Annotated in this window: 14 protein-coding genes, 2 tRNA genes and 1 pseudogene; 5 read left to right on the forward strand and 12 right to left on the reverse strand. The window is 66.7% G+C overall.

Annotation, left to right across the window (positions count from 1 at the left end; all coding sequences use genetic code 11):
* Positions 1-91 precede the first annotated feature (91 nt).
* Positions 92-253: pseudogene (locus A5678_RS27800) on the forward strand (transglycosylase family protein); the annotation flags it as partial.
* Between the two features lie 1,159 nt (positions 254-1,412).
* Here the strand turns inward: A5678_RS27800 and mobA are convergent.
* The 5 genes from mobA to clpX all read right to left on the reverse strand — a co-directional run bounded on the left by mobA (position 1,413) and on the right by clpX (position 7,897).
* Entirely contained in the window at positions 1,413-2,018 is a 606-nt protein-coding gene (gene mobA, locus A5678_RS08385) for a molybdenum cofactor guanylyltransferase (protein WP_068040800.1), read from the reverse strand.
* Between the two features lies 1 nt (position 2,019).
* The gene (locus A5678_RS08390) at positions 2,020-3,111 is read right to left on the reverse strand and encodes a 2-oxoacid:ferredoxin oxidoreductase subunit beta (RefSeq protein ID WP_068040802.1); all 1,092 of its coding nucleotides are present in this window, start codon (positions 3,109-3,111) and stop codon (positions 2,020-2,022) included.
* Positions 3,108-5,081 carry a 2-oxoacid:acceptor oxidoreductase subunit alpha gene (locus A5678_RS08395; RefSeq protein WP_156746814.1) on the reverse strand — a complete coding sequence of 658 codons (1,974 nt, stop codon included), beginning with the start codon at positions 5,079-5,081 and terminating at the stop codon, positions 3,108-3,110. The genes A5678_RS08390 and A5678_RS08395 overlap by 4 nt, the downstream gene beginning before the upstream one ends.
* A 240-nt stretch (positions 5,082-5,321) precedes the next feature.
* Complete coding sequence (locus A5678_RS08400) at positions 5,322-6,572, reverse strand: MFS transporter (RefSeq protein ID WP_156746815.1); 1,251 nt, start codon at positions 6,570-6,572, stop codon at positions 5,322-5,324.
* Between the two features lie 44 nt (positions 6,573-6,616).
* Positions 6,617-7,897 (reverse strand): ATP-dependent Clp protease ATP-binding subunit ClpX, encoded by a 1,281-nt coding sequence (gene clpX, locus A5678_RS08405; protein ID WP_055400128.1) that lies wholly within the window; start codon positions 7,895-7,897, stop codon positions 6,617-6,619.
* Positions 7,898-8,217: 320 nt separating this feature from the next.
* On the opposite strand from clpX, the gene mmuM reads away from it, so the two are divergent.
* Positions 8,218-9,120: a homocysteine S-methyltransferase gene (gene mmuM, locus A5678_RS08410; protein WP_197502073.1), complete on the forward strand. Its 903-nt coding sequence runs from the start codon at positions 8,218-8,220 to the stop codon at positions 9,118-9,120.
* 25 nt (positions 9,121-9,145) lie between these two features.
* Here the strand turns inward: mmuM and clpP2 are convergent, their stop codons facing one another.
* The 4 genes from clpP2 to A5678_RS08430 form a co-directional block, all read right to left on the reverse strand.
* Complete coding sequence (clpP2, locus tag A5678_RS08415) at positions 9,146-9,790, reverse strand: ATP-dependent CLP protease proteolytic subunit ClpP2 (RefSeq protein ID WP_068040807.1); 645 nt, start codon at positions 9,788-9,790, stop codon at positions 9,146-9,148.
* Entirely contained in the window at positions 9,787-10,377 is a 591-nt protein-coding gene (gene clpP1 / locus A5678_RS08420) for an ATP-dependent CLP protease proteolytic subunit ClpP1 (RefSeq protein WP_066958374.1), read from the reverse strand. Before clpP1 ends, clpP2 begins: the two co-directional genes overlap by 4 nt.
* A 126-nt stretch (positions 10,378-10,503) precedes the next feature.
* Complete coding sequence (gene tig, locus A5678_RS08425) at positions 10,504-11,973, reverse strand: trigger factor (RefSeq protein WP_068040809.1); 1,470 nt, start codon at positions 11,971-11,973, stop codon at positions 10,504-10,506.
* 66 nt (positions 11,974-12,039) lie between these two features.
* Positions 12,040-12,116 (reverse strand) — tRNA-Pro (locus A5678_RS08430).
* A gap of 147 nt (positions 12,117-12,263) precedes the next feature.
* On the opposite strand from A5678_RS08430, the gene A5678_RS08435 reads away from it, so the two are divergent.
* Positions 12,264-12,334: transfer RNA gene (locus tag A5678_RS08435), tRNA-Gly, on the forward strand.
* 32 nt (positions 12,335-12,366) lie between these two features.
* On the forward strand, positions 12,367-13,545 hold the full coding sequence (locus tag A5678_RS08440; RefSeq protein WP_068040811.1) for a serine hydrolase domain-containing protein: 1,179 nt from the start codon (positions 12,367-12,369) through the stop codon (positions 13,543-13,545).
* 21 nt (positions 13,546-13,566) lie between these two features.
* Here A5678_RS08440 and A5678_RS08445 read toward each other — a convergent pair whose 3' ends face one another.
* The 3 genes from A5678_RS08445 to A5678_RS08455 all read right to left on the reverse strand — a co-directional run bounded on the left by A5678_RS08445 (position 13,567) and on the right by A5678_RS08455 (position 15,558).
* Positions 13,567-14,367: an Fpg/Nei family DNA glycosylase gene (locus tag A5678_RS08445; RefSeq protein ID WP_068040814.1), complete on the reverse strand. Its 801-nt coding sequence runs from the start codon at positions 14,365-14,367 to the stop codon at positions 13,567-13,569.
* A gap of 7 nt (positions 14,368-14,374) precedes the next feature.
* On the reverse strand, positions 14,375-14,854 hold the full coding sequence (locus tag A5678_RS08450; RefSeq protein ID WP_068040855.1) for a ribose-5-phosphate isomerase: 480 nt from the start codon (positions 14,852-14,854) through the stop codon (positions 14,375-14,377).
* Between the two features lie 80 nt (positions 14,855-14,934).
* Complete coding sequence (locus tag A5678_RS08455) at positions 14,935-15,558, reverse strand: DsbA family protein (protein ID WP_068040816.1); 624 nt, start codon at positions 15,556-15,558, stop codon at positions 14,935-14,937.
* A 105-nt stretch (positions 15,559-15,663) separates the two neighbouring features.
* Between A5678_RS08455 and pepN the strand changes: the two genes are divergently transcribed.
* On the forward strand, positions 15,664-18,243 hold the full coding sequence (gene pepN / locus A5678_RS08460) for an aminopeptidase N (RefSeq protein ID WP_068040818.1): 2,580 nt from the start codon (positions 15,664-15,666) through the stop codon (positions 18,241-18,243).
* The last annotated feature ends 35 nt before the right edge of the window (positions 18,244-18,278 follow it).

The following is an 18,278-nucleotide window of genomic DNA, read 5'->3' on the forward strand; positions in this document are numbered from 1 at the left end:
CCGGGCGCCGGTGGTCGTGGTGGCGTAGGTCTCGATCTTGTAGTAGCCGCGCTCGCGCGCCGCCGCGCTGGGGCCGGAGGCCCCGCCGCCTCCGCCTGTCCACGCGTACAGCGTGAACTGGGACGCCATCGCGCAGTGCGAGTCGGGTGGCAACTGGTCGATCAGCACCGGTAACGGGTTCTCCGGTGGCCTGCAATTCACGCCGAGCACCTGGCGCGCCAACGGCGCGTCCGGCGCCCCGGCGGGCGCCACGTTGGGGTCGAAGCCCATCGGCTCCGCAGTCGCGGAGGCCGACGGGATGGTCACGAGGGTGCCCGTGACCGCGGCAAGAACGAGCGTCTTACGGACGTTCTTCAATATCTTTCCTTTCGCGGTGCGCGCGCGCCGAAGTAAGCCCACGGGGGGGTGGGCTGACGGTCTTGGTTGATGCGGAAAACCTGCTTCGGAACGTGCCGACTTGTTCGGCACGACAGCGGTGGGCTCGAATCGCCCGGCAGGGTGCTACCCGCCGGCCGCGGACTGGGCTTCGCCGTCCGCAGCCCCGCTCACACGCGGGTCCGTGATTCTGTTTTCAGTTACTCTTCCGTAACCCGTTGCGGGCTAACAGGGACCGTACGAGACCCAGCCGCGTTCGTCATCTTCGGAAAATGGCCATCTCGTTTCGGTAACGGGGCTATCACGGCGCAATTCCATCGCCATTTCGGCAGGTCAGCAGCGCGTTTTCGGCAGGTACCCAACAATCGCACGGCCCTTCAAATCGTGAGCCGAATCACGCCTATTTTGTGAACTGGCCCACGTATTTGCGCGACCAGGTTGAGTCGTTGCGGCCCTGATGGACTCGGGTCCGGCATCGCGAAGGGGCGTAGCTTACAACAAGTTACGTTGCTTCGTCACAAGCCACGCCCGACCATATGTGCGAATTGCGTTGTGCTGCTAGCTAACTTGCATCATTCGAATAAGCACAAGCGCGAGCCGGCGGTGTAGCCGTACCGCCAGCACGGCTGGTTTCAAAATGCCTTCTGCACAGCATGTTTCGGCCCATCGCTGCCCGTGACCGCGCTCAACGACCACGCAAGGCGACTGCTGCGACGACCGCCTCCCATCGACCGTCCGATTTGGCGACACCAATTTGCTGACGAGGTCTGGGATTTCGTTCACACCAGGTGCAGAGCCGCCCGCGGTCTCCGATGAAGCCGGGATCAATGGACCTGAAATCCCCGGTGTGACAACAGATCACGATGCGGATCCTCAATTCCGCGGCGCGTCAACAAGCCATTATCAATGGCGTAAAAGGAGAACTCGTCTTATGTCGAATAGGCTTGCGCATTCTCCGGCGTGGTCGCAACGCCCGAGTATTTACGCAGAATTTATCTGGCGCGGTTCAGGCCGCGACCGGCTCGTGCGTGCTGTCGTCAGCCACGCGGCTGTGCGAGGGCACGGAGCTCGGCATCGGTGTTGACATTGGTCAGCCACCGCGAATTCGACGTCACGATGCGTTGGGCATCCGATGAGTCAACCAAGGCGCGCATCTTGCGCTCGCCGGCGCCCACCAACACATCGACTCGGTCAGCCAGGTCCGTCCGGTACACCGCGGCCAGATAGTGGTCCTGACCGTCCCACGGCAGCACCACTTCGGCACCGGTCTCCAGCGCACGGCGGACGAGGTCGTCGATGAGTTCGACGGCCAGGAGCGGCATGTCGACGGCGCACACGAAGGCGAGCCGGGCACCGGCGTCGGCGGCCGCGTGCAGCGCCCGCCCCGTCGCCGGCAACGGACCCAGGCCGCGCAGTTCGTCGCGCATGACCCGAGCCTGCAATTCGGGCAACGGCTGCCCTTGAGCGGCCATGACAAGCACTGGGTCGCAACGCTGTTTAAGGATGCCGACTACGTGTTCGACCATCGTGGTTGCGTCGGAGCCCGCGGCCCCGGGGACCGGGAGGCTGGCTTTGTCACGCCCCATCCGTTGCGATGCACCGCCGGCGAGCACTACGCCGGCCAGTGAACTCGTTTCGCCCACGTCAGTCGACGGTCCAGGTGTCGCGCCCACGCAGCAGCGATTGCAGGGCGGCGGCGTCAAACGGCTTGGCGGCGCGGGCGGCCTGCACCTGGGAGCGCGCCGCGTCGTCGTAGGTGGGCCGGCTGACATTCCGGAAGATACCCAGCACGGTGTGCTCGAGATTCTGGTCGGACAGCCGCGACAGCGCGAAGGCGTATGCCGAGTCGTCGGTGTGCGCGTCGTGCACCATGATCTCGTCCACGGCCACGTCGGCGGTCTTGGCGAACTCGAGGCCGAAGCCCGACTTCACCACGCAGTACTCACCGTCCGCGCCAAAAGTGATCGGCTCACCGTGGCGGATGTTGACCACCCGCTCCTCCGCACCCTCCTTGCGCAGCACGTCGAAGGAGCCGTCGTTGAAAATCGGGCAGTCCTGCAGGATTTCGACCACCGCGGCACCGCGGTGCTCGGCAGCGGCGCGCAACACCTCGGTCAGTCCGTTGCGGTCGGAGTCGAGTGCGCGGCCGACGAACGTCGCTTCAGCGCCCAGCGCCAATGACACCGGATTGAACGGGTGGTCCAGCGATCCCATCGGGGTCGACTTGGTGACCTTGCCGACCTCCGACGTCGGCGAGTACTGGCCCTTGGTCAGCCCGTAGATCCGGTTGTTGAACAACAGGATCGTGATGTTGACGTTGCGGCGCAGCGCGTGGATCAGGTGGTTGCCGCCGATCGACAACGCGTCGCCGTCACCGGTGACCACCCACACCGACAGGTCCTCGCGGGCCAGCGCCAGGCCGGTCGCGATGGCCGGCGCGCGGCCGTGGATCGAGTGAAACCCGTAGGTCTCCAAGTAATACGGGAACCGGCTCGAGCAACCGATGCCGCTGATGAACACGATGTTCTCGCGACGCAGCCCGAGCTCGGGCAGGAAGTTACGGATCGTGTTGAGGATGACGTAGTCCCCACACCCGGGACACCAGCGGACCTCTTGGTCACTGGTGAAGTCCTTGCCCTTCTGCGGCTGATCCGTGGTCGGCACACCGTCGTTCTTCTTCAGCCTCGGGGTCAGCCCGAGGTCGGTGCCCGCCAGGTTTCCCATCAGGTCGGTCATTCGATAGCTCCCGCTCCAACCGTTGCTGCCGCCATTCTTGCGACCATCGTCTTGTCTTGCTCGATTTCGGCCAGCGTGCCGCCCTGCGCGGCCCGGATGACGCGCCCGATCTCGTCGGCGAGGAACGCGACGCCTTGAACCTTGCTGACCGATTGGACATCCACCAGGTACTTGCCGCGGAGTAACAACGCAAGCTGGCCCAGGTTCATCTCCGGGCACACCACCATCGGGTAACGCCGCAACACATCGCCCAGGTTCGCCGGGAACGGGTTCAGGTAGCGCAGGTGGGCGTGCGCGACCTTGACGCCCTTGCGCCGCGCGCGCCGGCAGGCTTCGCCGATCGGGCCATACGAGCTGCCCCAGCCGATCAGCAGCAACTCGGCGTCTCCGGTCGGGTCGTCGACCTCGAGGTCGGGAACCGAGATGCCGTCAATCTTGGCCTGGCGCAACCGAACCATGAGGTCGTGGTTGACCGGCTCGTAGGAGATGGCGCCCGAGCCGTTGGCCGCTTCCAGGCCACCGATCCGGTGCTCGAGGCCCGGAGTACCCGGAACGGCGAATTGGCGCGCGAGCGTCTCCGGATCGCGGTTGTACGGCTGGAACGGCTCGTCCGGCTTGGCGAACGTGTGCTTGATCGGCTGCAGCGCGCCGACGTCCGGAATGCGCCACGGCTCCGAACCGTTGGCGATCGCGCCGTCGGACAGGACGATCACCGGGGTGTGATACGAGACCGCGATGCGCACCGCCTCGAGCGCGGTTTCGAAGCAGTCGGACGGCGAGCGTGGGGCCAGCACGGCAACCGGCGACTCCCCGTTGCGGCCGAACAACGCCTGCAGCAGGTCGGCCTGTTCGGTCTTGGTCGGCAGGCCGGTCGAGGGCCCGCCACGCTGAACGTCGATGACGAGCAGAGGCAATTCGGTCATCACCGCGAGCCCCAACGCCTCGGACTTCAACGAGATCCCCGGGCCCGACGTGCTCGTGACGCCGAGGGCACCGCCGTACGAGGCGCCGATCGCGGCGCAGATGCCGCCGATCTCGTCCTCGGCCTGGAAGGTGATGACGTTGAAGTTCTTGTGCTTGGACAGCTCGTGCAGGATGTCCGACGCCGGCGTGATCGGGTAACTGCCCAGCACCACCGGGATGTCGGCCAGCTGACCCGCCGCGACGATGCCGTAGGCCATCGCGCTGTTGCCGGAAATTTGGCGGTATTCGCCGGTCGGCAAGGTCGCCCGCGAGACCTCGTAGGTGGTGCCGAACGCCTCGGTCGTTTCGCCGTAGTTCCAGCCCGCCTTGAGCGCCAAGACGTTGGCTTCGGCGATATCCGGCTTGCGGGCGAACTTCTCCCGGATGAACTTCTCGCTGGTCTCGATGGGGCGGCCGTACATCCACGACAGCAGGCCCAGCGCGAACATGTTCTTGGCGCGCTGGCCGTCCTTCTTCGACGCGCCGATCGCCTCGACGGCGCCCAGCGTCAGCGTGGTCATCGCGACGGAATGCACGACATAGTCGGACAACTCGTCGGACTCGAGGGGGTTCGTTACGTACCCGACCTTGGTCAGGTTGCGCTTGGTGAACTCGTCGGAGTTGGCGATCACCATGCCGCCGCGCGGCAGGTCGCCCAGGTTGGCCTTGAGCGCCGCCGGATTCATCGCGACGAGCACGTCGGGGCGGTCACCGGCGGTGAGGATGTCGTAGTCGGCGATTTGGATCTGGAAGGACGAGACCCCGGGCAGGGTGCCTGCGGGCGCGCGGATCTCAGCGGGATAGTTCGGCTGGGTCGCCAGGTCGTTGCCGAAAAGCGCTGCCTCCGAGGTGAACCGGTCGCCGGTCAGCTGCATACCGTCACCGGAGTCGCCGGCGAAGCGAATGACCACTTGTTCCAGGCGGCGGCGGTCAGAGCCGCCACCGGAAGGCGACCCGTTCGAGCCGTTGTGAGAATCAGACCCGGCTCCGCTGCCGTTCGGATCCACGTATCCGCCTTCCATTCGTTATCCGGATAGGCACTTCGCTGGAGCTTTAGGTTACGCGCTGTTCAAGCGAGTCCATCGCCCTCGAGCTGTGTGTCACTAGTGGTACCAATTATGGCACTTCTTTAAGACTCTCTAAGACGAGAATGATCGTCTCTAAACCATTACACGCAGCGGTTTTACACCTAAAACCGATGTCAGCCGGGGGACGGTGGCGCCGACCATCCAAAAGTGTGGTATTGGTCACTTTTGCGCGGCGGCGGCCGATTCTCTCGGCGCCGTTTCCGGCATCGCGATCAGGTACAGGAAGAAGCCCGCGCCCGCGAGCGCTCCCAGGAAAGCGAAGGCGGCGTTGTAGCCGCCGGCCACCACGATCCAGCCCGCAACGAGGTTGGACACGGAGGCGCCTATCCCGGTCGCGGCCGTCACGGCGCCGAGACTGACGTTGAACCGGCCGCTGCCGTGCGTTACGTCCTGGACCACGAGCGGAAAGAGCGCGCCGAACACGCCGGCCCCGATGCCGTCCAGCAACTGCACGCCGACCAACCAGTACGGGTTGCCGGACACGGTGTAGAGAAATCCACGGGCGGCCAAGACCGCGAAACCAACCAGGAAGATCGGCTTTCGTCCCCACGAATCGGCCTTGGCTCCGGCAAAGTACGCCACCGGCACCATGACCACCTGGGCGGCGACGATGCAACCGGCCATCAGCGCGGTCCCGACGTCCTTGTTGTGCAGCGCCAGCAGCTGGCCGACCAGCGGCAGCATGGCCGCATTGGCGAAGTGGAAGGCGATGACCGTCGCGGCGAAGGTCATCAGCCTGCGGTTGTGCAGCAGCGTCGCCATCCGGGACGGCGTCTCGTGCGGCCCGCCCGGCACGTGGTCCATGCCCCGGGCGACGTCATGGTCGATCGCGTCGCCCGGAATCCGCAGCGTCGCAAGCACACTGGCGGCCGCCATGACGGCAAGCACCCAGAACACCACCACCGGCCCGAAGAAGTAGGCCAGCCCGCCGGTGATGGCGGCGGCCGACGCGTTCCCCGCGTGGTTGAACGACTCGTTGCGTCCGATTCGGCGGGAGAAGAACCGGGGGCCCACGACGCCCAAGGTGATCGCGGCCAGCGCCGGGGCGAAGACCGAGCCGGCGATGCCGGTGAGGGCCTGCAAGACCGAGATCGAGTAGAAGCCCGGGAACAACGGCATCGCCAACGAACCGGCCGTGATGGTCAACGCGCCGGCGATGACCAGGGCCCGCTTGGCCGTGCTCCGGTCCACCAACGCGCCGGCCGGCGCCTGCGCGACGATGGCCCCGATCCCCCCGACCGCCATGACGAACCCGATCGACGCCTGATCCCAGTGGTGGGCCAGCAGCAGATAGATCGAGAGGTAGGGGCCCAGCCCGTCGCGGACGTCGGCCAGCAGGAAGTTCAGCAGGTCCAGCGCGCGCGTAAGCCGGCGCGGTACGGGGCTGGGGGTGGCAGCGGCGGCCGGCATGCGCATCTAGTACCCAGATGCGCGGCCGCTCGACCGCCGAGGTGTTAGGCGCTCTTGTCGCGACGCTCGGTGCGCGACGGCTTGCGCGGCACGATCGTCGGCAGCACGTTGTCCTGCACCGTCTCCTTGGTCACCACGACCTTGGCGACGTCGTCGCGGCTCGGGATGTCATACATCACCGGCAGCAGGACTTCTTCCATGATGGCGCGCAGACCACGGGCGCCCGTGCCGCGGTGGATGGCCTGGTCGGCGATCGCCTCCAGCGCGTCGTCGGTGAATTCGAGCTCGACGCCGTCCATCTCGAACAGCCGGGTGTACTGCTTGACCAGAGCGTTCTTCGGCTCGGACAGGATCTTGACCAACGACTCCCGGTCCAGGTTGGTCACCGAAGCGACCACCGGCAGCCGGCCGATGAACTCGGGGATCAGGCCGAACTTGATCAGGTCCTCGGGCATGACTTCGGCGAAGTGGTCGGTGGTGTCGATCTCGGCCTTCGAGCGCACCTCGGCGCCGAAGCCCAGGCCGCGCTTGCCGACGCGCTCGTAGATGATCTTCTCCAGGCCGGCGAACGCCCCCGCGACGATGAATAGCACGTTGGTGGTGTCGATCTGGATGAACTCTTGGTGCGGGTGCTTGCGGCCGCCCTGTGGGGGAACCGACGCTTGGGTGCCCTCCAGGATTTTCAACAGGGCCTGCTGAACACCCTCGCCGGAGACGTCGCGGGTAATCGACGGGTTCTCGCTCTTGCGGGCGATCTTGTCGACTTCGTCGATGTAGATGATTCCGGTCTCGGCGCGCTTGACGTCGTAGTCGGCGGCCTGGATGAGTTTGAGCAGAATGTTTTCGACGTCCTCACCGACATAACCGGCTTCGGTCAGTGCGGTGGCGTCGGCGATGGCGAACGGGACGTTGAGCATCTTGGCGAGCGTCTGGGCCAGGTAGGTCTTGCCACAGCCGGTTGGCCCCAGCATCAAGATGTTGGACTTGGTCAGCTCAACCGGCTCGTGCCGGGAGTCGCGTCCCTTCTCCCCCGCCTGGATGCGCTTGTAGTGGTTGTAGACGGCGACGGCCAGCGTCCGCTTGGCGGTGTCCTGCCCGATGACGTAGCCCTCCAAGAACTCCCGAATCTCAACCGGCTTGGGAAGTTCGTCAAGCTTGACGTCGTCGGCGTCGGCCAGCTCCTCTTCGATGATCTCGTTACAGAGGTCAATGCACTCGTCGCAGATGTATACACCGGGGCCAGCAATGAGTTTCTTGACCTGCTTCTGGCTCTTCCCGCAGAACGAGCACTTCAGCAGGTCACCGCCGTCTCCGATGCGCGCCATGGTGCTGAGGGCCTACTTCCTTTTCGCCGTTCGTCTTGCTGTGCCGCATGTATGCCCCGACGCTACCCGCTAGATCGGGCCCGACGCGACCATTAAGGCCGAATCGCGTCGGTGGTATTCATGCTGTCCGTCTGGATGAAACATATAGCCAGACGGCGCCCGTCACTCGCGAAAGACGCGCTTTGCGTGTCTTTGGCGTGTCGCGGTCGTAACCCAACCGAGGCTGGTGCGCCGACCGATTCCCACTTCAGCTGGAGATGCCGACCCCGGTGGAGGATGGGCAGATCCCCAAGAAATCACCCTACAGTGGCCGGGTGGAATTGGCTCTGAACAGCGAGTCGGTCCTGATCAACGATGGCGGCCTGGCCACCGAGCTGGAAGCGCGCGGGCATGACCTCTCCGACCCGTTGTGGTCGGCGCGGCTGCTGGCGGACGACCCGCAAGAAATCGCCGCCATTCACACCGCGTTTTACCGCGCCGGTGCCGCGATCGCGACGACGGCGAGCTACCAGGCATCGTTCGAGGGCTTCGCTTCCCGCGGGATCGACCGTGCCGCGGCCGCCGGGCTGCTGCGCCGCAGCGTAGAACTCGCGAAAACCGCGCGGGACGAAGCGGGCGCGACCGGGCTGGTCGTCGCCGCCTCGGTCGGCCCGTACGGGGCGGCGCTGGCGGACGGATCGGAATACCGCGGACGCTACGGCCTATCGGTGGCCGCCCTGCGGCGGTGGCACCGGCCCCGGCTGGAGATCTTGGCCGGCGCCGGGGCGGACGCGCTGGCATGCGAGACCGTGCCGGATATCGACGAGGCCGAGGCGCTGGTCGATCTGGTCGGTTCGGTGGGGGCGCCGGCCTGGCTCAGCTACACCATCGACGGCACCAGGACCCGGGCCGGGCAACCGCTGGCCGAGGCGTTCGCGGTCGCCGCCGGGGTACGCGAGATCGTGGCGATCGGCGTCAACTGCTGTGCGCCCGAGGATGTGCTGCCGGCGATCGAGATCGCCTCGGCGACCGGCAAGCCGGTGATCGTCTACCCCAACAGCGGCGAGCGGTGGGACGGCCGGGCGTGGGCCGGGACGCGTTCGTTTTCCGCGCAGCTGGCCACGCAGTGGGTGGCGGCCGGGGCGCGCATCGTCGGTGGCTGCTGCCGGGTGGGGCCGTCCGACATCGCCGACGTTCGCCGAGCGTGCACCGAGCGCGAAGAATTACGCGGGGATTCTCAATGAGCGCGCGTTCGGCGTGACCGACAGACTAGGCGTTCTGCGCGGACAGTTTCCGGTACTCGAGGACGGTGTCGATAATCCCGTAGTCCTTGGCCTCTTCGGCGGTCAGGATCTTGTCCCGGTCGGTGTCCTTGCGGATCGTCCCTGCGTCCTTGCCGGTGTGGCGGGCCAGCGTGGTCTCCATCAGCGTGCGCATCCGCTCGATCTCGGCGGCCTGGATCTCCAGATCGGAGAACTGGCCCTGGATCACGCCCTGAAGCGACGGCTGGTGGATCAGCACCCGCGCGTTGGGCAGCGCCATCCGCTTGCCGGGAGTTCCCGCGGCCAGCAACACCGCCGCGGCAGAGGCGGCCTGACCTAGGCACACCGTCTGGATGTCGGCGCGCACGTACTGCATGGTGTCGTAGATCGCCATCAGTGAGGTGAAACCGCCGCCGGGCGAATTGATGTACATGGTGATGTCGCGGTCGGGGTCCAGCGACTCCAGCACCAGCAGCTGCGCCATGATGTCGTTCGCCGAAGCGTCGTCGACCTGGACGCCGAGGAAGATGATGCGCTCCTCGAACAGCTTGTTGTAGGGGTTGGACTCCTTGACGCCGAAGCTGGAGTGCTCGATGAACGACGGCAGGATGTAGCGCGCCTGCGGCTGGATCTGAGGGTGCTGGGTACTCACTGGGCTTCTCCGTTGGTGATGTGGGCGGCGCGGGTGATGATGTGGTCGACGAACCCGTATTCCAAGGCTTCCGGTGCGGTGAACCAGCGGTCGCGGTCGGAATCGGCCTCGATGCGTTCGATCGACTGCCCGGTGAATTCGGCGTTGAGCCGGAACATCTCCTTCTTGATGACATGGAACTGCTCGGCCTGGATGGCGATGTCGGCCGCGCTACCCGTCACCCCGCCGAGCGGCTGGTGCATCAGGATGCGCGCGTGCGGCAGCGCGTAGCGCTTGCCCTTGGTGCCCGCCGCCAACAGGAACTCGCCCATCGAGGCCGCCATGCCCATCGCGTAGGTGGCGATGTCACAGGGCGCGAGCACCATGGTGTCGTAGATCGCCATGCCGGCGCTGATCGACCCGCCCGGGGAGTTGATGTACAGCGAGATGTCCTTGTCGGCGTCCTCGGCGGCGAGCAGCAGGATCTGCGCGCACAGCCGGTTGGCGACCTCGTCGTTCACCTCCGAACCCAGGAAGATGATGCGCTCGGAGAGCAAGCGCTCATAGACCGAGTCCGTGAGGTTGAGCCCTTGCGAGGGCGAACGCATGTCAGACACGACTGGGTTACCTGCTTTCTCGAGTTCTTCTATGCATCGACACTAACCAACCGAGCCCACTGTTTCGCGGCCACGCTCCCCCTCAATTGGGCGCTTTCGCTCACAGCGTCAAAGAGGTCATTCCGTTTCGTCGCCGGGGGCTTCAGCGTCGTCAGCGTTGTCAGCGTCTTCGGCTGCGTCGGCTTCCTCGGCCACGTCGGCCTCGTCCGAGGTTGGATGGTCGGCCTCCTCCGCCTCGCCTGTCGGCTCGGCATCGTCGGCCGACGACCGCTTGCCGAAGAACTCACTGGTGTCGATGGCGTTCCCGTCCGTGTCGGTGACCGTCGCCGCCCGCACCACCTCCGCGATGGCCAGCCCGCGCCGCACGTCGGCGAACATGGCCGGCAGCTGGTTGTTCTCCTGCAGGTAGCCCAACAGCTGCTGCGGCTCGATGCCGTATTGCCGAGACGTCGCAACCAGTCGCTCGGTCAAATCGTCCTGGCCGACCTGGACCTCCAACTCGTCGGCCAGTGCATCCAGCAGCAGCTGCCTCTTGACGTCCGTCTCCGCGGCGGTGCGCGTGTCGGTCTCGAACTCCTCGCGTGTCTTGCCCTGCCCGGCGAGCGCCTCTTCGAGCTTGGCCTCGTCGTGGTCGAGGCTGTGCAGCGCGTCGTGAAGCGAGCTATCGACCTGCGCCTTGACGATCGCTTCCGGCAGCGGCACGTCGACCTGCTCGAGCAGCGTGTCCAGCGCCGCGTTACGGATCTGGTCGGCCTGCTGAGCCCGCTTGACCCGGCCCACCTGCTCGCGCAGGCTCGACCGCAGCTCATCGATGGTGTCGAACTCGCTGGCCAGTTGGGCGAACTCGTCGTCGGGCTCCGGAAGCTCGCGTTGCTTGATCGACTTGACGGTGACGGTCACCTGCGCGTCCTGCCCGGCGTGGTCACCGGCCGCCAGCTGGGCGGTGAACTCCCGGGACTCATCGACGGACAAACCGACCAGGGCGTCGTCGAGGCCGGCGATGAGCCGGCCCGACCCGACCTCGTGGGACAGGCCCTCCGCGGCGGCCCCCGGCACGTCTTCGCCGTTGATGGTGGCCGACAGGTCGATGGAGACGAAGTCACCGGTGGCCACCGGCCTGTCGACACCGGTCAGGGTGCCGAAACGGGCGCGCAGCGACTGCAATTCGGCGTCGACGTCCTCGTCGCTGACGTCGACGGGGTCGACCGAGATCTTCAGCGCACCCAGGTCCGGCAGCTCGATCTTGGGGCGGACGTCGACCTCAGCGGTGAACGCCAGCTCCTGGCCGTACTCCTTCTTGGTGACCTCAATTTCGGGCTGGCCGAGGGGTTGCACCTCCGAATCGACGACCGCCTGCCCGTACCGCGCGGGCAACGCCTCGTTGACGACCTGGTCGAGCAGCGCCTCCCGGCCGAACCGGGCCTCCAGCAACTTCGCCGGCGCCTTACCCGGCCGGAAACCGGGAAGCCGCACTTGCTTGGCCAACTCCCGGTAGGCGCGCTGGAAGTCGGGCTCCAATTCGGAGAACGGCACCTCCACGTTGATGCGGACCCGGGTAGGGCTCAACTGCTCGACGGTGCTCTTCACGGGGGCGCTCCTCGATGGTCGTTCCTGGCGTTCGGTGGGCCGTGTGCATGCGGCACGGGGTCGTGCTGGTCGGGGTGACAGGATTTGAACCTGCGGCCTTCCGCTCCCAAAGCGGATGCGCTACCAAGCTGCGCTACACCCCGCGCTGACCTCGATGATCCTAAGGCCCCTCGCGACCGGGTTGGCCACAGGCTTCGCGGCGACCTCGGAACCCTCACGGAGCGATCACAAGACCGCGTCGATTAGATTTGATCTTCGTCGACAGCTACAGTCACGCTCGACTAGCACATGCGGGCGTAGCTCAATGGTAGAGCCCTAGTCTTCCAAACTAGCTACGCGGGTTCGATTCCCGTCGCCCGCTCGGGGTAAGGCTCTGCTCCATAGAAAGGCGCCATGAGCGACGTCAAAATCCATGGCTCATGCGCGTCGGACTTCGCCGGAGTGCGCGACGCGTTTGAGCGCAACTTCACGCTGGGCGATGAAGTTGGCGCGGCCGTCGCTGCGTGGGTGGACGGGTCCCTCGTCGTCAACCTCTGGGGCGGCTGGGCCGACGCCGCCCGCACCCGGCCCTGGCAGCAGAACACGCTGACCACGGTGTTGTCCGGCACCAAGGGCCTGTCGGCCACCTGTGTCCACCAGCTGGCCGACCGGGGCGAGCTGGACCTGCAGGCGCCGGTTGCCCACTACTGGCCCGAGTTCGGGCAGGCGGGCAAACAAGACATCACGCTGGCGATGGTGATGAGCCACCGGTCCGGTGTGATCGGCCCCCGCACCCGGCTGCGCTGGGAAGACGTTGCCGATTGGGACTTCGTCTGCGCCCAGCTGGCCGCGGCGGAACCCTACTGGGAGCCGGGCACCGCCCAGGGCTACCACATGACCACCTTCGGATTCATCCTCGGCGAGGTGTTCCGGCGGGTCACGGGCCGGACGATCGGCCAGTATCTACGCACCGAGATCGCCGAACCGCTCGGCGCCGACGTCCACATCGGGTTGTCGCTGGCCGAACAACGCCGCTGCGCCGAGCGGGTCAACAAGCCGCACGCCCGCGACCTGCTGGCCGACGCGCAAGCCCCCGGCTACCCGATTAGCCTGGCCGAGCATCCCAAGGCGGGGCTGTCGATCTCCATGGGTTTCGCCCCCGACGACGAGTTGGGCTCCCACGACCTGCGGCTGTGGCGCGAACTCGAGTTCCCGGGCACGAACGGGCAGGTGTCGGCCCTGGGATTGGCGACGTTCTACAACGCGCTCGCCCAGGAGAAGGTGCTCAGCCGCGAGCACATGGACCTGGTGCGGCAGTGCCAGGGCGGCCTGGAGACCGACTTGGTGCTGGGGCCGCGGGTCGCCGATCACGGCTGGGGTTTGGGCTACATGCTCAACCAGCGGTGCGTCAACGGGCCCAACCCGCGGATCTTCGGCCACGGCGGCCTGGGCGGCTCCTTCGGGTTCGTCGACCTGGAACACCGGATCGGCTACGCGTACGTGATGAACCGCTTCGACGCCACCAAGGCCAACGCCGACCCGCGCAGCCTCGCCCTCAGCAACGAGATCTACGCCGCGCTGGGCGTCGTCTAGGTTCCGCACAAACGCGGCACGTCACTTCTGACAGCTGGGGCACCAGAACACATTTCGCCCCTCCAGCACGGTCGTGCGGATCGAATCTCCGCAGACCCGGCAGGCCTCGCCGGCGCGCCGGTACACATACGTCCGCGGCCGCCCGGCCCGATACGACGGCGGCCCGTGGTCGTGCTCGGGCCGCACCACGACGATCTTGCCGCGGCGCAAGCCGACCTTCATCAGCGCCACCAGATCGGTCCACGCCGCGTCGAACTCCGCCTCGCCGACGTCCCGGCCGGGACGGAACGGGTCGATGCCGTGGCGGTAGAGCAGCTCGTTGCGGTAGACGTTGCCCACGCCGGCGACAATGGCCTGATCCATCAGCAATGCACCAATGGGCCTGCGGGACTTCGCAATTCGGCTCCATGCCCACGACGGATCGGCGTCGTTACGCAGCGGGTCGGGACCGAGCTTGGCCAGCACGCCGGAAACCTGGCCCTCGTCGATGACCTCGCAAACCGTGGGGCCGCGCAAGTCGGTGCCGTACTCGGCGCCGACCATTCGCATCCGGACCTGCCCGACCGGTTCGGGAAGGACCGCGTCAGCGCGCGGCCATTCGGTGAAGGCACCGTAGAGGCCCAGGTGCACGTGCACGATCGGTCCGCCGTCGTAGTGGTGAAACAGGTGCTTGCCCCAGACGCTGGTGCGGCGCAACACGCGGCCGTCCACCACAGCCGAATCGACGAAGCGGCCCTGCGGGCTCGACACCGCGACGGGTGCCCCACCGAAGCGGCGCTGATGCAGCCGGGCCAGCCGGTGCAGGGTATGCCCTTCAGGCATGGGCGCCTCAGCCCTGCGCGCCGGGCACCGGCGGCGCCTGGTGAGTGCGCTCGTACTCGGCGAGGATGTCGATACGCCGTTGGTGGCGTTCGGCTTTCGACCATTGCGCACTGAGGAAGGCGTCCACGATGGCCAACGCCTCCGGGACGGTATGCATGCGACCGCCGATCCCAATCAACTGGGCGTTGTTGTGCTCGCGGGCCAGCGTCGCCGTCTCGGCGCTCCATCCCAGCGCGCAGCGGGCCCCCGGCACCTTGTTGGCCGCAATCTGTTCACCATTTCCCGAACCGCCCAGCACGATGCCCAGGCTGCCGGGGTCGGCCACCGTGCGCGTCGCAGCCGCGATGCAGAACGCCGGGTAGTCGTCCTCGGCGTCATAGGTGAAGGCGCCGCAGTCGATCGGCTCGTGCCCCGACGCTTTGAGGTGCTCGATGATCTGCTGCTTGAGCTCGAATCCGGCGTGGTCAGAGCCGAGGTAGACGCGCATGCCCGCCATCCTTACACAGCCGCTCGCCGCGGCGATCGCAAGCGCGGGGGACCGGGCGCCGCGGGTCGCCGCCCGCCTTGTCAGTCGAATTCGGGCTTCTCGGTGCGAGTCCGCTTGAGTTCGAAGAAGTGCGGGTAGGACGCGAAGGTCACCGAGGCGTCCCATAGCTTGCCGGCCTCCTCGCCGCGCGGGATCTTCGAGAGCACCGGCCCGAAGAACGCCACACCGTTGACGTGAATGGTCGGCGTGCCGACGTCGTCGCCCACGGCGTCCATGCCGGCGTGGTGGCTCTTGCGCAGGGCGTCGTCGTACGCCTCGCTCTGCGCGGCCTCGGCGAGCTCCGCGGGCAGGCCGGCGTCGGCCAGCGACAACTTGATGACCTCCTCGAGGTTCTTGTTGTCCTCGTTGTGAATCCGGGTGCCCATGGCGGTGTACAGCGGGTCCAGGACTCCGGCACCGTGGGCCTGCTCGGCGGCGATCGCCACCCGCACCGGACCCCGCGCGTGCTTCATCATTTCGCGATACTTGTCGGACAGGCCTTCACGGTTCTCGTTGAGGATCGCCAGGCTCATGACGTGAAAGTGCACCTCGATGTCGCGGACCTTCTCCACCTCGAGGATCCAGCGCGAAGTGATCCAGCACCACGGGCACAGCGGATCGAACCAGAAGTCGGCTTGGTCTTTCTCGGCAGCCTTATCAGCCATAGCGCAATCCTCTCGTCGGTCGGTACACCGTTCAGCACAACCGTAGGCGCCGCGCGCCTGTTCCCGCAGTGCCCGAGGTGCGGGCCGGGCACGTAAGTTGGACGCGTGGCCCTTCCTAATCTCACCCGGGATCAGGCCGTCGAACGCGCCGCCCTGATCACCGTCGACAGCTACCAGATCGACCTCGACGTCACCGACGGCAACGGCGGCCCGGGCGAAAGCACGTTCCGCTCCACGACCACCGTGGTGTTCGACGCGCTTCCCGGCGCCGACTCGTACATCGACCTCGCCGCCGAGACGGTGCGCGGCGCCACCCTCAACGGGCGCGACCTGGATGTGTCCGGATACGACGAATCGACGGGCATCCCGTTGCGCGGTCTTGAGAAGCACAACGTCCTCGTGGTCGACGCGGACTGCCGCTACTCCAACTCCGGTGAGGGTCTGCATCGCTTCGTCGACCCGGTCGACAACGAGACGTACCTGTACTCACAATTCGAAACCGCCGACGCCAAGCGCATGTTCGCCTGCTTCGACCAGCCCGACCTCAAGGCGACGTTCGACCTCCGGGTGACGGCGCCCAAGCACTGGAAAGTGGTCTCCAACGGCGCGCCGGTGTCCGTCTCCGCCGACGATGGCGTACATGTTTTCGCCACCACCCCGCGGATGAGCACCTATCTGGTGGCCCTGATCGCCGGCCCGTACGCCGAATGGAAGGACAGCTACACCGACGAACACGGCGAGATCCCGCTGGGCATCTTCTGCCGGGAATCGTTGGCGCGACACATGGACGCCGAGCGGTTGTTCGCCCAGACCAAGCAGGGATTCGCCTTCTACCACAAGAACTTCGGGCTGCCCTACGCCTTCGGCAAATACGATCAGCTGTTTGTGCCCGAATTCAACGCCGGCGCAATGGAAAACGCGGGGGCGGTGACCTTCCTGGAGGACTACGTCTTTCGCAGCAAGGTCACCCGGGCGTCCTACGAGCGGCGGGCCGAAACCGTGCTGCACGAGATGGCGCACATGTGGTTCGGGGACCTCGTCACCATGACCTGGTGGGACGACCTGTGGCTCAACGAGTCCTTCGCGACGTTCGCGTCGGTGCTGTGCCAGGCCGAGGCCACTGAATTCACCGAGGCCTGGACGACATTCGCGACGGTCGAGAAGTCCTGGGCGTACCGCCAAGACCAACTGCCGTCCACCCATCCGATCGCCGCGGACATCCCCGACCTGGCCGCGGTCGAGGTGAACTTCGACGGCATCACCTACGCCAAGGGCGCTTCCGTCCTCAAGCAGCTGGTCGCCTACGTCGGGCTGGAGCACTTCCTGGCCGGCCTGCGCGACTACTTCCGCAGCCACGCGTTCGGCAACGCCACCTTCGACGACCTGGTCGCCGCCCTGGAGAAGGCGTCCGGCCGGGACCTGTCCGACTGGGGGCGGCAGTGGTTGAAGACGACCGGGTTGAACACGTTGCGGCCGGATTTCGACGTGGACGCGGACGGCCGCTTTACTCGGTTCGCGGTGACACAGAGCGGCGCCGCCCCAGGGGCCGGTGAAACCCGAGTGCACCGGATGGCGATCGGGATCTACGACGATGACGGCGCCGGCAAGCTGGTGCGGGTGCGGCGCGAAGAGCTCGACCTCGACGGCCCTCTCACGGAAGTCCCTGCGCTGGTTGGTGTTTCGCGCGGCCAGCTGGTGCTGGTGAACGATGACGATCTTACCTATTGCTCACTGCGGCTGGACGGCGAGTCGCTGCGGACCGCGCTGCAGCGAATCGCCGACATCGCCGAGCCGCTGCCGCGCTCCCTGGTGTGGTCGGCGGCGTGGGAGATGACACGCGAGGCCGAATTGCGTGCCCGCGACTTCGTGGCCCTGGTCTCCGGCGGGGTGCACGCCGAAACCGAGGTCGGTGTCGCACAGCGGTTGCTGCTGCAAGCGCAGACGGCGCTGGCCTCCTACGCCGAGCCGGGTTGGGCGCACGAGCAGGGGTGGCCGCAGTTCGCCGACCGGCTGCTGGAGCTGGCGCGCGCCGCCGACTCCGGCTCTGATCACCAGCTCGCATTCGTCAACACCCTGTGTTCGTCGGTGCTGTCGACCCGGCATGTCGTGGCGCTGGCGGACCTGCTCGACCACGACCCTGCCGAGTTGGGGCTGCGCGGCCTCGAGATCGACACCGACCTGCGGTGGCGCATTGTGACCGCGCTGGCGAGCGCCGGGGAAATCGACGCCGACGGGCCCACCACGCCCTTCATCGACGCGGAGGTAGAGCACGATCCGACCGCCGCCGGCAAGCGGCACGGCGCCCAGGCGGCGACGGCCCGGCCACAGCCGCAGGTCAAGGAGGACGCGTGGACCATGGTGATCGAGGACGACACCCTGGCCAACATCACGGCCCGCAGCATCATCGCGGGCTTCGCACCGCCCGGGCAGCACGACTTGCTCACCCCGTTCACCGACCGCTATTTCGAGGCGATACCGGGCGTGTGGGCGCGGCGTTCCAGCGAAGTCGCGCAAACGGTGGTGATCGGCCTGTACCCGCACTGGAACATCAGCGAGGCCGGCATCGCGACCGCCGACAAGTTCCTGTCCGACCCGGAGGTGCCGCCGGCATTACGGCGGCTGGTGCTCGAGGGCCAGGCCGGGGTCAAGCGGGCCTTGCGGGCCCGCAAGTTCGACGCGGCCTGATAACGCCGCACGCGAGCGCGCGTGTTTGTACGGCG

Source organism: Mycobacterium sp. E2733, assembly GCF_001667585.1.
Taxonomy (GTDB): Bacteria; Actinomycetota; Actinomycetes; order Mycobacteriales; family Mycobacteriaceae; genus Mycobacterium.

Excerpts from the sequence above, each read along its gene's own strand:
- A5678_RS08390 (WP_068040802.1), bottom strand. The coding sequence starts at position 3,111 with ATGACCGACCTGATGGGAAACCTGGCGGGCACCGACCTCGGGCTGACC.
- A5678_RS08400 (WP_156746815.1), bottom strand. The coding sequence starts at position 6,572 with ATGCCGGCCGCCGCTGCCACCCCCAGCCCCGTACCGCGCCGGCTTACG.
- clpX (WP_055400128.1), bottom strand. The coding sequence starts at position 7,897 with ATGGCGCGCATCGGAGACGGCGGTGACCTGCTGAAGTGCTCGTTCTGC.
- clpP1 (WP_066958374.1), bottom strand. The coding sequence starts at position 10,377 with ATGCGTTCGCCCTCGCAAGGGCTCAACCTCACGGACTCGGTCTATGAG.
- A5678_RS08440 (WP_068040811.1), top strand. The coding sequence starts at position 12,367 with ATGAGCGACGTCAAAATCCATGGCTCATGCGCGTCGGACTTCGCCGGA.
- A5678_RS08445 (WP_068040814.1), bottom strand. The coding sequence starts at position 14,367 with ATGCCTGAAGGGCATACCCTGCACCGGCTGGCCCGGCTGCATCAGCGC.
- A5678_RS08450 (WP_068040855.1), bottom strand. The coding sequence starts at position 14,854 with ATGCGCGTCTACCTCGGCTCTGACCACGCCGGATTCGAGCTCAAGCAG.
- A5678_RS08455 (WP_068040816.1), bottom strand. The coding sequence starts at position 15,558 with ATGGCTGATAAGGCTGCCGAGAAAGACCAAGCCGACTTCTGGTTCGAT.